This window comes from Campylobacter sp. LH-2024 (assembly GCF_048270605.1).
Taxonomy (GTDB): domain Bacteria; phylum Campylobacterota; class Campylobacteria; order Campylobacterales; family Campylobacteraceae; genus Campylobacter_D; species Campylobacter_D molothri.
The window spans coordinates 374,471-388,752 of record NZ_CP168139.1; the positions used below are offsets into that span (position 1 = coordinate 374,471).

13 protein-coding genes and 1 pseudogene are annotated in these 14,282 nt (G+C 27.8%); 4 read left to right on the top strand and 10 right to left on the bottom strand.

Annotated elements, in window-relative coordinates; translation table 11 throughout:
• Positions 1–177 precede the first annotated feature (177 nt).
• Positions 178–1,035, top strand: a complete 858-nt coding sequence (locus ACD570_RS02040; RefSeq protein WP_417904344.1) for an SPASM domain-containing protein — start codon at positions 178–180, stop codon at positions 1,033–1,035.
• On the opposite strand, the gene ACD570_RS02045 is transcribed toward ACD570_RS02040, so the two are convergent.
• The 4 genes from ACD570_RS02045 to ACD570_RS02060 are packed head-to-tail and all read right to left on the bottom strand — an operon-like array spanning position 1,013 to position 5,691.
• Positions 1,013–1,834, bottom strand: a complete 822-nt coding sequence (locus ACD570_RS02045) for an ABC transporter substrate-binding protein (protein WP_337207038.1) — start codon at positions 1,832–1,834, stop codon at positions 1,013–1,015. The genes ACD570_RS02040 and ACD570_RS02045 overlap by 23 nt on opposite strands.
• Positions 1,831–2,607, bottom strand: a complete 777-nt coding sequence (locus ACD570_RS02050) for an ABC transporter ATP-binding protein (protein WP_337206575.1) — start codon at positions 2,605–2,607, stop codon at positions 1,831–1,833. The genes ACD570_RS02045 and ACD570_RS02050 overlap by 4 nt, the downstream gene beginning before the upstream one ends.
• A complete protein-coding gene (locus tag ACD570_RS02055; RefSeq protein ID WP_337199745.1) occupies positions 2,607–3,581 on the bottom strand; it encodes an iron ABC transporter permease in 975 nt (324 codons plus the stop codon). Before ACD570_RS02055 ends, ACD570_RS02050 begins: the two co-directional genes overlap by 1 nt.
• Positions 3,571–5,691: a TonB-dependent receptor gene (locus ACD570_RS02060; protein ID WP_417904345.1), complete on the bottom strand. Its 2,121-nt coding sequence runs from the start codon at positions 5,689–5,691 to the stop codon at positions 3,571–3,573. The genes ACD570_RS02055 and ACD570_RS02060 overlap by 11 nt, the downstream gene beginning before the upstream one ends.
• A gap of 184 nt (positions 5,692–5,875) precedes the next feature.
• Here ACD570_RS02060 and ACD570_RS02065 point away from each other — a divergent pair, with 184 nt between their 5' ends.
• Positions 5,876–6,631: a HugZ family heme oxygenase gene (locus tag ACD570_RS02065; RefSeq protein ID WP_239820132.1), complete on the top strand. Its 756-nt coding sequence runs from the start codon at positions 5,876–5,878 to the stop codon at positions 6,629–6,631.
• 13 nt (positions 6,632–6,644) lie between these two features.
• On the opposite strand, the gene prfA is transcribed toward ACD570_RS02065, so the two are convergent.
• From prfA to ACD570_RS02095, 6 genes and pseudogenes are all read right to left on the bottom strand, one after another.
• Positions 6,645–7,712 (bottom strand): peptide chain release factor 1, encoded by a 1,068-nt coding sequence (gene prfA, locus ACD570_RS02070; protein WP_239820131.1) that lies wholly within the window; start codon positions 7,710–7,712, stop codon positions 6,645–6,647.
• 12 nt (positions 7,713–7,724) lie between these two features.
• Positions 7,725–7,988, bottom strand: coding sequence for a 30S ribosomal protein S20 (gene rpsT, locus ACD570_RS02075; RefSeq protein WP_137621647.1), 264 nt, complete (start codon positions 7,986–7,988; stop codon positions 7,725–7,727).
• A 78-nt stretch (positions 7,989–8,066) separates the two neighbouring features.
• Positions 8,067–8,567 carry a phosphatidylglycerophosphatase A gene (locus ACD570_RS02080; protein ID WP_200281192.1) on the bottom strand — a complete coding sequence of 167 codons (501 nt, stop codon included), beginning with the start codon at positions 8,565–8,567 and terminating at the stop codon, positions 8,067–8,069.
• A gap of 9 nt (positions 8,568–8,576) precedes the next feature.
• The gene (locus tag ACD570_RS02085) at positions 8,577–9,734 is read right to left on the bottom strand and encodes a sulfate adenylyltransferase (protein WP_337207043.1); all 1,158 of its coding nucleotides are present in this window, start codon (positions 9,732–9,734) and stop codon (positions 8,577–8,579) included.
• Positions 9,715–10,599 (bottom strand): response regulator transcription factor, encoded by an 885-nt coding sequence (locus tag ACD570_RS02090; protein ID WP_200281198.1) that lies wholly within the window; start codon positions 10,597–10,599, stop codon positions 9,715–9,717. Before ACD570_RS02090 ends, ACD570_RS02085 begins: the two co-directional genes overlap by 20 nt.
• Positions 10,596–11,712 (bottom strand): annotated as a pseudogene (locus tag ACD570_RS02095) (bifunctional 2-C-methyl-D-erythritol 4-phosphate cytidylyltransferase/2-C-methyl-D-erythritol 2,4-cyclodiphosphate synthase). The gene ACD570_RS02090 and the pseudogene ACD570_RS02095 overlap by 4 nt, the downstream one beginning before the upstream one ends.
• A 131-nt stretch (positions 11,713–11,843) precedes the next feature.
• Here ACD570_RS02095 and ACD570_RS02100 point away from each other — a divergent pair.
• Together ACD570_RS02100 and ACD570_RS02105 are read left to right on the top strand one after the other, a co-directional pair.
• Positions 11,844–12,950, top strand: coding sequence for a P-loop NTPase (locus tag ACD570_RS02100; protein ID WP_417904346.1), 1,107 nt, complete (start codon positions 11,844–11,846; stop codon positions 12,948–12,950).
• 133 nt (positions 12,951–13,083) lie between these two features.
• The gene (locus ACD570_RS02105; protein ID WP_337198408.1) at positions 13,084–14,097 is read left to right on the top strand and encodes an aldose epimerase family protein; all 1,014 of its coding nucleotides are present in this window, start codon (positions 13,084–13,086) and stop codon (positions 14,095–14,097) included.
• Positions 14,098–14,282 lie beyond the last annotated feature (185 nt).

Below are 14,282 nucleotides of genomic sequence, written 5' to 3' on the forward strand. Positions count from 1 at the left end.
AACAAAGATAAGATTAAAAGTTTATAGGCTATACAAAGTCAAACTATACTTATTAAATTTTTAAGAACGAATTTTTATCAAATTTTCTAACTTAAATATTTAATATTTATAAAAAAATGAAAATTAATGCTACTATTTTACTTGAAAATTAATAAAATAATTATTTTTGGAATAAAAATGAAATTTAAAAAAATTTATATAGAATTAAGTGATATTTGTGGTTTAAAATGTGATTTTTGTCCTTCAAAAAAAGCAATTCGAAAAATAATGTCTAAGGAAAATTTTATCACTTTGTCAAAGCAAATTTACAATCAATCTAAGCTTTTTACCTTGCATCTTTTAGGAGACCCTTTGCTTTTATCAGATTTAAAAAGTTATTTAGAAATTGCTAAAGATTATAATATGAAACTTGAAATCACTACAAGTGGTTTTTATTTTGATGATAAAAATTGTGATTTGTTGCTAAATTATGAAAATATTCATCAAATTAATATTTCCTTGATGGCTTTTTTAAGTCAAAGTAAACTTCCTTTAAAGCAATATTTTAAACCTATTATAAATTTTTGCAAAGAACATATAAAATATAAAAAAACAAGTTTTATTAATTTTAGACTTTGGAATTTGGACGTTAATTTTAAAGCACCTAGGGAAAATTTTATTATTTATGAATTTTTGTCTAAAGAATTTCAAAAAGATATTGATCCTACTTTGACAAAAAATTATTTAGCAAGGCATATTATTCTTCATCAAAATAAACTTTTTAAATGGCCAAATCTTAATGATAAATCCCTATATCTTCATGGAAAATGTCATGCTTTAAAAGATCAAATTGGAATTTTAAGTGATGGGACTTTAGTCCCTTGTTGCTTAGATGCCAAAGGAGATATTAATTTAGGAAATATTTTTAAAGACGGTTTTGCAAACCTTTTAAATTCTGAACGTTTAATAAAAATGAAAAAAGCTTTTGAGGAAAACAAACGCATCGAAAAACTTTGTCAAAGTTGTGAATTTTTTAAGACGAGGTTGCAGAATTAGCTTTTTCTAATTCTGCTTTAAATTCTTCAATTCTATCTATAATTTTAGGACTTAGGCGTAACAGCAAATAAGTATTTTTATAGGTATAGATTTGATTTTTTTTAACTGCTTTAGTATTTTTTAATAAAGAGTTGTTATTTAGTAGATTTTTTTCAGTTGCATTGATTCCAAAAATAAGCAAATCAGGATTTTGCTTCAGTATGTATTCTTCTGATATTATCGGACGTGCTATATTGCTTTTTGGGCTTAAATTTTTTATTCCAATAAGTTTTAAAATATCAGCAATTAAAGAATTATTGCTAAAAGCCATCAAAGGATTACTAGAATAAAGATAAATTGCACTTTTATTTAAAGGATTTTTTTCTAAATTTTTTAATTTATTTTCGAAATTTTTTAAAATTTTATCCCCTTCTTTTTCTTTTTGTGTTATTTTTGCAAGAATTTTTATATTATCTTTTATATCATTAAGATGTTGCGCCTTTAAAACCATAGTTTTGATACCAAAATTATCAAGCTTTTGTTTCAAGTTGAGAGAATAAGAGCTTAAAATTACCAAAGTTGGATTAAGAGAAATAATTTTTTCAACCGATGGATTTGTAAATGTTCCAACACTTGCGATTTTAGAAGTTTTTTCTTTTGGATAAATATCTGAATGTGTCAAAGAGGCAATGCCTATGATTTGATCATCTGCTTTTAACATAAAAAGTGTTTCAACACTTGCTGGATCAAGAGATATGATACGTTCTTTTGCTTGGAGTATTATTATAAATGTGAAACACAAGATTAGTATTTTTTTCATTTTATTTCCTTTAAAGCTAAAATATAAGGTTTTGAATTTTCATAAATGATTTTGCAATTTAAATTATAAATTTCTTTTAAAATTTCTTGTTTTAAAAGTTCTTTAGTGGTACCAAAATATCGCACTTTTCCTTTTTTTAAAAAAAGTAGTTTATTGCAAAAAAGTGATGCAAGATTTAAATCGTGCAGTATTGCTATAATAGTAATTTTTTGTTTTTGGATTAAAGTTTCACAAAAATTTAAAAGCTCTATAGCATGATTTAAATCAAGTGCTGATGTAGGTTCATCTAAGAATAGAATTTTTGGTTGCTTCAATAAAGCTCTAGCTAATAATATTTTTTGAAATTCTCCACCACTTAAAGATAATACATCTCTTTGTAATAATTCATCTATTTTTATCATTTGGGCTAATTCTTGAATTTCTAATATATCTTTTTTGGAGTATGTATTAAAAGAATTTTTTAAATGAATATATTTACTCATTAAAAGTACATCTAAAACTTTTAATGGTGTTTTAAGTTCCGAATTTTGTGGAACAAATCCGCAAATTTTAGCAAATTCTTTAAGTTGAAAATCTTTAATATTTTTATTAAAAAGTATTATTTCACCAGTTTTTGGAGCTAAATTTTTAAGCATAAGTTTTAAAAGAGTGCTTTTGCCTGATCCATTAGGACCTAAAATTCCTACAAATGTTTGGCTTTCAATATTTATATTAATATTTTTTAGCAATATTTTTTCATTATAGGAAAAATTTAAATTTTTTATTTCAAGCATTATAATAACCTTTTAGCTTTCAAAGTTAAGTATAAAAATATTGGTGATCCAATAAAAGCGGTTAAAATTCCTATAGGAATTTGTATAGGTGCTATAATTGTTCTAGCTAGAGTATCGCAAATAAGCAAAAAAAGTCCCCCAAAAACTGTACAAAAAGGTATTATTAATATATTATTATAATTTTTAAATAGAATTCTTACTCCATGAGGAATAATAAGGCCTACAAAGCCGATTAATCCTGTAAAAGATATAGCAAAAGATACAGATAAAGAAGAAATTATAAGCAGGTTAATTTTAAGTTTTCTTGCATCTACTCCTAAATTTCTAGCTTCATCATCACCACTTAAGATAATATTAAGTTCATTTCTGTGTATATAAAAATATAATAAAGATAAAAATAGTGGAGGTATCAAAATGGCAACCTCATGCCAAGAGGCTGATCCAATATTTCCCATTAACCAAGCAACTATTTTAAAAGAATCTTCTCCTATAAGATAGGTAAAAAATGAAGTAAAGGCTCCTAAAAAAGATGATGTTGCTATTCCTATGATAAGTAAAGTGGCTATGGAAGATTTTGAGGAAATTTTAAAGATTATTAAGGTGAAAAAAGCAGAGCAAAAAAATCCTAAAATTCCATAAAAATAATCTGGTAATTTTAATAAATAAGCCAAGACCGCGCCAAAGGTTGCTGCTGAAGCTATGCCAATAATATAAGGATCAGCTATGGGATTTGAAAAGACATTTTGAGTTATAGCTCCACTACTTGCTAAAAGCATTCCGATTAAAATAGCCATTATAATTCTTGGTAAACGTCCATCGATTATAATTTGGCGTAAAATTTCATTTTCTGAAATAAGATGAGAAATAAGTTGTATAGGGCTTAAATTTTCATCTCCTAAACAAAGAGAGATAAAAATAACCCCTAAATAAGTAATAAAAATACTAATACTCCAAATGAAATTTTTAAAAAACATATTTTAACTCTAAATAATAATTTCTACCGCTTCCAGCTAAATATTCATCATTAAGACTATCTTGATAGGTGTAGTATTGTTTATTAAAAAGATTTCTAATTCCACTAGAAATTTGTAATTTTTTATAATAATAACTTAAGCCTATATCGGTTAGAGTATAATCTTTTATCCAAGTATTCTTGCTCATTTTTCCAGTTTTTTCATCTATCATTCCACCATCTTTAGCACGAGAATAATAAGTCAGATCTAAAAAAGTGCTAAAATTTGAATTGATAGCATATTCAATACCCACACTAGCTTTAATTTTTGAAACATAAGGAATTCTTTTTCCTTTATTGATTCCTTTTGAAATTTTAGCATCTATATAAGCTATACTTTGTCTTAAAATAAGTTCATCATCTAAAAAACTTTGATCTAAATTTAATTCTGTGCCAATGCGATGTGTTTGGTCGATATTGTAATATTTCCAAAAAGCACCCGCTTCAGAATGCGGATTTCCAAGATAAGAAATTTCATCTTTGCTCAAGGTATAAAATAAAGTTAAATTAAATCCATAAAAATCCCACCAAAGATCATTTATTCCTAGTTCAAAAGTATTAAAAATTTCAGAATCTAAATTTGAAGAATAATATTTTTGCGTTGTTTGATCTTTATTAACAAATTGTGCTGGTGATGGAGATATAAAACCTCTTTCATATTTAAGATATAAGCTTCCTGTATTTGAATATTTAAAATTTGGAGTGATTTCAAAGGCGAAATTATTACCTTGGTTATCGGTATTGAAGGTTTCTGCATTATTCTTAGGCTTTTGGGTAATAAGCATTTTGCTTATATAATTTCTATTAGTTTTATAAAAACTACGTTCATATCTTAATCCGCTAGAAATGCTAAATATATCATTAAATTCATGTGAGTCAAGAGCAAATAAAGAATGGCTTTGTTTTTTCATATCCATAAGGGTTGTCATGGTGTGATTGATTGAAAAATTAGGTATATTTACATCATAATGGATAATGCTTTTTCTTTTGGCATCATGATTAGCAAATTCATAACCAAAGATAAGATAAGAATTGTCTTTATAGTTATATCTGCTTTTGAGATTTATTCCTGTGAGAGTATCTTCAAAACTACTTCCATTTTGATATACAGGCAAGGTTATATTCATAACAGTCATCGTAGAAATATCTTTGAGATAATTGATTTTTTGATTTTGCCAGAAAGTTCCTAGATCAACTTCTAAAGCATCATCAAGATAATAATGATAATCTAGAGTGATTTCAGGTCTATTAATAGAGGTGATATTTTCTCCATTGCCTTTTTGTTTAGGATTGTCTTGAATTTGTGTTTTTGTTAAATATCCACTTCCTGTATTTTTGCTTTTAAAATAATTATATCCTAAAATTAAATCACTTTGTTCATTAGGATTGATATAAGTTTTAGTGTTTATAAAATAGCCTTTTTCGTTATAGCCATCTTGATAGCCATCTTGATTAAAACCTTCTATATTAAAACTAAAAGCTAGATTTTCGTTGATTTTTTTAGCTCCATTAACTTCTAAATTGCCTCCTAATTTGTGTTGATTGTATCCATTCCCTTTTATCGCCATAGAAAATAAATTTTCTTTTTGTTTTTTTGTAATGATATTAATTACACCTCCGCGAGTGCCATTTCCATAAAGCACGGAACCACCACCAGGGATAATTTCTATACGTTCGATATTATCAAGATTAATACTATTTAATGGAGTTATTCCGTGAGAATTATCAAGCATATTAATAGATTTTCCATCAATCATAACTTTAACAGCAACATTAGATTTGTCTCCTTGACCTCGCATATCGATATTTCTTCCTAATCCAAAATTAACAAAGTTAATTTCAGCGGTTCTTTCTAGAGCTTGTTCTATAGAGTTAAAGCCTTTTTTTTGCAAATCAGATCCATTAATAACGATGACATTTCTTAAACTATTATCAAATTCCTGATTATTTGCAGAAACAACGACTTCATTAAGTTTAACTTTAGTTTCTTCGTTATTTTCTTGCGCATTAATATCAATGAGTAAAAAATTAAATAAAGTAAAGAATTTTATCAACGTTATTTTTTTATACAAGATTGACTCCTTAAGATTATAATGATAATGTATATCATAATATGAAGTAAGAAATTTATCGTTTATTATCTTAAAAATAAATAAAATTTTTGATTTTAAAAATATTGGATTAGTCTTTAAGATTTATTTAATTTGATAATTGATATCATTTTAAAATTAAAATTTTTCAATAAAAGGAATGAAAATGAATTTAGAAAGCATTATTTCTCATATGAATGAGCATCATCAATCAAATTTAATTGATCTTTGCAAAAAATTTGGAGGTGTAAAAGATATTAGAAATGTAAAATTAAATCATGTTGATTTTGAGGGTTTGGATATAATTTATAATGAACATGAAATTTTACGTATTGAATTTCCAAAAAAAGCAAATGAAGAGACTTTAAAAGATACAATTATCTCTCTTTGTATGAGTGCAAAAGCTGAGGAGAATTTTAATGGAGTAGCTAAAGAAATTGAAGAATTTAAATCAAGTTTTAATTCTGTATGTTTAGCCACTTTAAGTGAAAACAATGAAGTCGTTTGTTCTTATGCTCCTTTTGTGGCAACAAATGAGGGTAATTATATTTATATTAGTGAAGTTAGTGAACATTTTGATAATATCAAAAAGAATCCATACAATATAGAAATAATGTTTTTAGAGGATGAAAGCAAAGCTGCCTCTGTGATACTTCGCAAAAGATTACGCTATAGAGTTGATGCAAGTTTTATAGAAAGAGGGGAGCAATTTGATAAAATTTATGATGAATTTGAGAGACAAACAGGTGCTGAGGGCGGCATAAAAACTATAAGAAAAATGCTTGATTTTCATTTAGTTAAACTTGAATTTAAAAAAGGAAGATTTGTTAAAGGTTTTGGGCAAGCTTATGATATTAATCAAGGCGTGATAAGCTTTGCAGGAGCTAGTGGAAATCCACATAAATTTCCACATAAACATTAAAAAAAGAGCAAAATTATAAATTTTGCTCTTGCAAAGACTCAGCTTGATAATGAGCTATTAAAGGTTCAATAATTTCATCAAAAAGTCCATCTTGCATGATGGAGTCTAAACGATATAAAGTTAAATTTATACGATGATCGCTAATGCGATTTTGAGGAAAATTATAAGTGCGTATACGTTCACTTCTATCTCCACTTCCTACTTGAGATTTTCTCGCTTCACTTTCTTGTGCTAAACGTTCACTTTCTTGCATTTCAAAAAGTCTAGCTTTTAAAACTTTCATAGCACTTTCTTTATTTTTATGCTGACTTTTTCCATCTTGATTAACAACAACAATACCAGTAGGAATATGTGTGATGCGAACAGCTGAATCAGTAGTATTAACGCTTTGTCCACCATGACCTGAAGAACGCATCACATCGATTTTAAGATCATTAGGATTAATTTGTATTTCAATATCATCAACTTCTGGCATAACAGCTACAGTGATGGCAGAAGTATGCACTCTTCCTTGAGATTCTGTTTGAGGGACTCTTTGAACTCTATGAGTTCCTCCTTCATATTTGAGCCTAGAATAAGCCCCTATGCCTTTAACCAGCATTATAATTTCTTTAAATCCTCCAACGCTTCCTTCGCTTGAACTGACTATTTCTAATTTATAATTGCGATTTTCTGCGTATCTTGAATATGCTTTTACAAGATCTCCTACAAATAAAGAGGCTTCATCCCCACCAGTACCGGCACGAATTTCTAAAAAAATATTTCTTTCATCGTTAGGATCTTTAGGTAAGAGTAAAATTTTAAGCTCTTCTTCAAGTTTTGGTTTAGAATCTTCTAGAATTTTTAATTCTTCTTTGGCAAGTTCCCCAAGTTCACAATCGTTAAGTAAGGCTTTATTCTCCTCTATGCTTTCTAAAGTTTTTAAATATTCTTTAGCCTTTAAAACAATAGGTTCTAAATTTTTTTGTTCTTTAGAGAGAGAAGTCATCTTTTCGATATCATTAACGATATCAGAGCTACTAAGAAGAGAATTTAACTCTTCATAGCGTTTTAAAAAAGGGTCTAGTTTATCAGCTAACATTAAAAAATAAAATTATGCAATTTTATTAACTAAAAGAGCTAAGCGACTTACACGGCGTGAAGCAGTTTGTTTTTTAAGAAAACCACGACTAACCATAGCATGAATACTTTTATTAGCTATTTTAAAAGCTTCATTTGCAGCATTTTTATCGTTTTTAGCAGCTGCTTCTCTTACAGCTTTTGTAATGTTTTTAAGTCTTGTTCTATAAAATCTATTTCTTTCTGTTTTTTTAATAGTCTGTCTTGCTCTTTTCTCAGCAGATTTATGGTTTGCCATTAAATATTCCTTTTTTGAAATTTTAAGGGTTAATTATATAAGAATAAAATTTAAAATTTCATTAATTTAAGAAAAATTTCAAAATAAATCAATTAATTTTTTATCCCAAAATAAAAGATTAAATTTAATTAAAATTCCATAGATTACAGCACTTAAAAGCCCAGCAAATAAGCCTGCTATCATATCATCTAACATCACTCCTAAGCCGCCTTTAACTTTTTTATCAATTTTTCCTATAATAGAAGGTTTGGTGATATCAAACAAACGAAAAAATATAAAAGCCATGATAAAATTTAATAAAGAATTTGATGTATTAGCTGCTATGGCACAAGCTAAAAAAACTCCTGCTACTTCATCAATAACAATGTGTTTATCATCATGAATTCCAGTGGTTTTTTCATAATCATCAATAATGCGTATACTGATCAAAAAAATCAAAAGGCTAAGTAGTATTAATGTGGAACTTCCTAAATATTTTAAAATAAAAAAAGCAGGGATTAAAGCAGCAATAGTTCCAAAAGTCCCAGATGCTTTTGGAGTGCAACCTGAATAAAAAAAAGTTAAGAAAATTTTTTGCATTATTACCTTTCAAACAATATAAGACATTTGATATGCTTCTAAAAGTTTTTTATAAAATTCTTCATCTTCTTTATCCTCTAAAATGCCATCTGTGGCAAAAAGATCGTTATATATTTTTTGAAAATTTTTAAAACGCTTTGGAAAAATTGAAGATAAAATCATACTTGAAATTTCTTTTCGCATAAAAAGCGCAGGTGGAATAATACCTAATCTTAATAAATTTTTCAAAGATTGAGAATTATAATGTAAATGATGATGAAATCCATGAGGACAAGATCTAGTGCTTACGATCATATGGCAAATATTGCAAAAGACAAATTCAGGTAAAATAATCACTTCTATATCATAATCTTTGGAAAATTCATCCAAAATCGACTTGGGTTGATTTTCATCATAAAACATTCCAAGGCCTGTATGATTTTGTCCTACTACAAGTTTGGTGCAGCCTAAATTTTTGGCTACTATGCTTTCAAGTGCAGGATTTAAATGAGAATGAAAAAGATCAATATTTTTTAAAGGAAAGATGAAAATTTTATCAGGTGGTAAATAGTTTTGTATGAGTTTTTGTAAATATTTTTCTTTTAAGTCAAATTCAAAGCCATTTTCATCAAAAGATTCCACTAAAAATATCACAACTAAATCTGCTTTATCTATAGTCCAGCGTAACATTCTTTCATGTGCTCTATGTAAAGGATCAAGATTTGCAACTAAGGCCGTTATTTTTTGAGCATTGAGTTTTTCTTTTACAAGTTGAAATTGTTGTTTGATAGTTTTTATAGCAGAATCATAAATTTTTATTTTTCCACTGATGCAAATTTTTCCATTATTTTCTAAAGAGCAAGTTCTAGAGCTAAAAATACTTGAAAAATTTTTATCATTTTTAAATTTATTTTTAAATTCTATATGTCCTACTATTTTTTCATCACAAATGAGTTCAATTTTATCTTTTTCTTTGATATTTGCTAAGATTTTTTCTGCATTTTTAGGGGCAAAGATGAAAGGATAAGGAAAATTTTCTCCTTTTAATTTTCCAGTTTTTAAAATTTCTTTACTTTCATTTTCATCCATTAAATGATCGCAATTTCCTAATAAACCTTCTTCTATAAGAGATAAAATACCTAATTCGTTTTCGTCAATTATGATTGTTTTATTTTTTTTTGAGGTCATATTTTTTCCTTTTTTGCCATAAGGATTTTCGAGAGATTCCTATTTTTTTAGAAAGATCTGTATCAGAGAGCACATTTTGATAGTTTAAGACAATGTATCTTATATATTCATCAATAGTTAAAATTTCATCGCTAATGATACCTTTTTGATCATCATTTAGATCTATTTGATTGAATTTTGTATTTTCTATTTGAGAATTAGTATGTAAAATCACAGGTTTATTTTTAACAAAATTAAGTAAAATTTCTTTTTCTGATGTTTTTAAAATTTGAAGATTGTTTAAAAATAAAAGAGTATTTTCAAAATGAAATTTCATCACTTTTTCGATAGCATTAGTAGCTGCTAAGTCAATATAAGCAAATGTCATATTGTGTTCATAAAGATATTTAAAAACAAAAGCATCGGCTGAATTTTGAAGATTGGATTTTAAAATAAGTGGGAGTTTTATTTTTTTATAGTTATATTCTGGAATTCTTATCATCTTTATACGAGATTTTATGTAACTCTCATAGGTTTTATTTGCTGCTAAAAGTTTTCTAAAATCTTGATGATGTTTTATTTTTCTTATTAATTCTTCTATCATAAAAGGTTTTTGTATATAATCACTTGCACCCATTTTTAGAGGTGTTGAAACCACATCAGTGCTTATATAAGAAATCAACAAAATAATAATATTATTTTTAAAATGCTCTACGGCTTTTAAAAAATTACTAGTGTTAGCTGAAAGCAATATAATATCATAGCGTTTTTCTTCATTGTACTCATCAAAAGAATTGATAATAGTGCAATCATAACCTATATTATTAAGCTTTATACCGATACTTTGTGCTAAGTAAATTTCATTTTCTATGATTAAAACTTTCATAATTTTGTCCAATCAAAATATTTTAAATTTGCATTGCTTAAAACCGCTATACCTTCTTTGCGACCAATAAATCCTAATTGCTCTGTAGTAGTAGCTTTTACATTAATTTTATGTTCGCTAATATTAAGAGTTGAGGCTATATTGGCTCTAATTTCTTCTTTAAATTTATGTAATTTTGGAGCTTGTGCAATGACGCAAATATCAGCATTAATAAGTTCTAAGCCGATTTCTTTGACTTTTTGATAAGCTTTTTTTAAAAGTTCCATAGAATTGGCGGTTTTTAAATTTTATATCAGTATCTGGATAAAGTTCCCCTATATCGCCTAAACCAGCCGCGCCTAAAATTGCATCAGTTAAAGAATGTGCTAAAACATCGCCGTCTGAATGTGCTTTTAAGCCCATGCTAGGATGAATTTCAATACCGCCTAAGATTAAAGGTCTTGTTTGACCAAATTCATGCACATCAAAACCATTTCCACAAAAGATTTCGTGACTAGGTCTAGGGAGATTTAATTTAATCAAATCTTCTTTAAAGGTTAATTTTCTAGCATTTTCTTCACCTTCTATAAACCAAATTTTACCTCCTAAAGCCGCAATAGCAGTGCTATCATCTGTAAAATCAGAATTTTGCTCTAAGGCTTTTTTGAGTAAATTTGTACGTGAAATTTGTGGTGTTTGAATCAATTTTATTTTTTCTCTTTGTATGGCTTGTTCATCAAAAAGAGTAGTATCGCAAACTTTTAAAGCAGGGGTAATGCAATCTGCTTTATCAATATTTTCAAGCAAACGATCAAATAAATTTTTGCTGATAAAAACTCGTGCAACATCACTAACCATAACAAATTCTGTTTCGATTAATTCTAAAGCTTTTTTTAAAGATTGTGCTCTTGTTTCACCACCTTCTATAATTTCATAATTTTTTGTAAATTTTTTCATATAAGAAACATTACCAGAGGTAACAACTATCTTTTTAAATGGATAAAAAGAGCTTAAATTTTTTGTTGCGTAAAGCCACAAAGGATCTTCTCCTATGCGTAAAAATTGTTTTTTAACTTCCATATTTAAACGTGTAGAATTTCCAGCTGCTAGCATAATTAGACTTAATTCTCGCACTTTTTATCCTTAAAATTTATAATTTTATCTTACATATATAATGTTACCATATTATACACTTACAAAAAGCTAAATTTTAGATTTTTATTAGTAAAATTAATTTTTTAATTTTTTAAGGAAAGATTAGAATTATGAAAGAGCAAATTTTAGAAAAACTTAAAAGTGTTAAATATCCTGGCTTTGAAAAAGATATAGTTAGCTTTAATTTTGTTAAAGACGTAAAAGTAGAAAACAATGAAGCTTTAATTAATATAGAAATTGCTTCATCAAATCCTGAAGTTTCTAATGAAATTCGCAAAAATATTAATGAAGTTCTATCAGCTTTAAATTTAAAAAATATAGAAATTAATATTATTACACCAAAAATTCCTGAAGAAAAAAGCAATTCAAGAAGTGGTAAAAATATCATTCCTCAGGTAAAAAATTTCATCATGATTTCAAGTGGTAAAGGTGGTGTGGGTAAATCAACTACAACTGTAAATTTAGCTATTTCTATGGCAAAAATGGGTAAAAAAGTAGGAATTTTAGATGCGGATATTTATGGACCAAATATCCCAAGAATGCTTGGAGAAACCAAAACTCAACCTGAAGTAGTTGGACAAAGACTAAAACCTATTTTAACTCATGGAATTTATATGATGAGTATGGGAGTTTTGATCGAAGAAGGGCAAGGGCTTATGTGGCGCGGTGCGATGATTATGAAAGCTATGGAACAATTGCTTGCTGATGTGATTTGGCCTGAACTTGATGTTTTATTTTTAGATATGCCTCCAGGAACTGGCGATGCGCAAATCACTTCTGCACAAAGTATTCCAATCACTGCAGGTATTTGTGTAAGTACTCCACAAACTGTTTCTTTAGATGATAGTAAAAGAGCGCTTGATATGTTTAATAAACTTCATATTCCAATAGCAGGTATTGTAGAAAACATGAGCGGATTTTTATGTCCTGATAATGGTAAAGAATATGATATTTTCGGCAAAGGAACCACTGAAGAAATGGCGAAAGCTTACAAAAGCGAAGTTCTAGCACAAATTCCTATTGAAATGATCGTTAGAGAAGGTGGAGATGAGGGCAAACCAGTAAGTTTTTACCATCCTGGAAGTGTAAGTTCAAAACGCTATTTAATGGCTGCTGAAAAAATTTGGAATTTTATAGAAAAGATTAATAATGAAGGCGGTGCGGATAATTCCGCAATACAACCTATTATGAATGGAAAAAGTGCTTGCTCTCATTAATTATTTAGGGTTTATCCCTAAATATTATTTTTACTTCTTATTTTTTTAATCGCTTTTAAATTTTTATTACTTCTTATAAAGTATTTATGGAATTAGTGTCAAACTTATATTAAGATTTTTTTGGAGTGCAAAAATGAAGATATTGCAAGAAGCATTTGGTGAATATAATGATGAAAAAGTAACGAGAATTCGTTTGATCAATGACAATAATATAGAAATTTCTTGCCTTAGTATGGGGGCAATTTGGCATCAGTTTTTAGTTCCCACTAAGGATAAAGAGCATCAAAATTTATTATTGAGTTTTGATAACATTAACGATTATTACTCAAATCCTCAAAATATTTGCAAATCAATCGGCAGGGTTGCTGGAAGGATCAAAAACGCATCTTATAAACATTATAAATTGCCACAAAATGATCATGGTAATACTCTTCATGGTGGGCCACACGGCTTTTCAACTTGGAATTGGAAATATTCAACTTCGGTTGATGAAAATAGGGCGAGTGTGACTTTTCAAAAAAAGATCGATGAAAGTATAGATGGCTTTTTTGGAGAGATACAAGCTAGTATTGTTTATACCTTGGATAATCAAAATAAAGTAAGCATTGCATATAGTGCGATAGCTGGCGAAGAAGATACCTTGTTTAATCCAACCTGCCATGTTTATTTTAATTTGAGCAATCGTCGCGATTTGACAACGCATGAATTACAAATCAATAGCAATCATATTTTAGAAACTGATGAGTATTTAATCCCTACTGGAAAATTTATCGCTGTTGATAATACACCTTATGATTTTCGTCATTTTAAAAATATAGAATCCGCGCTTAAAGAAATTAAAGGACTAGATACAGCTTATGTGCTTAAAACAAATTTGGCTGCCATTTTAAAAGATAAAGAAAGCAAGCGTCAAATTATCGTGCATTCTGATCGTAATGGACTTGTTGTTTATACGCCTGAAAAGATCGAAGGACAAAATATTTCATTTAGCCGAGATAAAGGCACTTTGGCAAATAAAAATGAAGGCATTGCATTAGAGGCACAGACTTTACCTGATGCGATTCATCATGAAAATTTTGGTGATATTATATTGCCACGCCATAGTAGGCAAAGCTACTATATATCATTTACATTTAAAAATGATTAAATTTTTAAACAAAAAGATAAAAAATGTATATAAATCAAAAATAGATGTAGATGACTTAGAATTTTTATGTCAATGATGTTGTTGAGCTTTTAAAGATCTTAATGGAGAATTTAAAAGCGATAAAAAGTGGTAAGAAATTATTAAAATATAAATAAATAATGAAACAAATAATAAACATTTTTTTA

Bases quoted from the DNA above. Each gene is read 5' to 3' on its own strand.
- ACD570_RS02090 (WP_200281198.1), bottom strand. From the start codon at position 10,599: ATGAAAGTTTTAATCATAGAAAATGAAATTTACTTAGCACAAAGTATC.
- ACD570_RS02050 (WP_337206575.1), bottom strand. From the start codon at position 2,607: ATGCTTGAAATAAAAAATTTAAATTTTTCCTATAATGAAAAAATATTG.
- ACD570_RS02055 (WP_337199745.1), bottom strand. From the start codon at position 3,581: ATGTTTTTTAAAAATTTCATTTGGAGTATTAGTATTTTTATTACTTAT.
- ACD570_RS02065 (WP_239820132.1), top strand. From the start codon at position 5,876: ATGAATTTAGAAAGCATTATTTCTCATATGAATGAGCATCATCAATCA.
- ACD570_RS02105 (WP_337198408.1), top strand. From the start codon at position 13,084: ATGAAGATATTGCAAGAAGCATTTGGTGAATATAATGATGAAAAAGTA.
- ACD570_RS02040 (WP_417904344.1), top strand. From the start codon at position 178: ATGAAATTTAAAAAAATTTATATAGAATTAAGTGATATTTGTGGTTTA.
- ACD570_RS02045 (WP_337207038.1), bottom strand. From the start codon at position 1,834: ATGAAAAAAATACTAATCTTGTGTTTCACATTTATAATAATACTCCAA.
- ACD570_RS02100 (WP_417904346.1), top strand. From the start codon at position 11,844: ATGAAAGAGCAAATTTTAGAAAAACTTAAAAGTGTTAAATATCCTGGC.
- rpsT (WP_137621647.1), bottom strand. From the start codon at position 7,988: ATGGCAAACCATAAATCTGCTGAGAAAAGAGCAAGACAGACTATTAAA.
- ACD570_RS02085 (WP_337207043.1), bottom strand. From the start codon at position 9,734: ATGACCTCAAAAAAAAATAAAACAATCATAATTGACGAAAACGAATTA.
- ACD570_RS02080 (WP_200281192.1), bottom strand. From the start codon at position 8,567: ATGCAAAAAATTTTCTTAACTTTTTTTTATTCAGGTTGCACTCCAAAA.
- prfA (WP_239820131.1), bottom strand. From the start codon at position 7,712: ATGTTAGCTGATAAACTAGACCCTTTTTTAAAACGCTATGAAGAGTTA.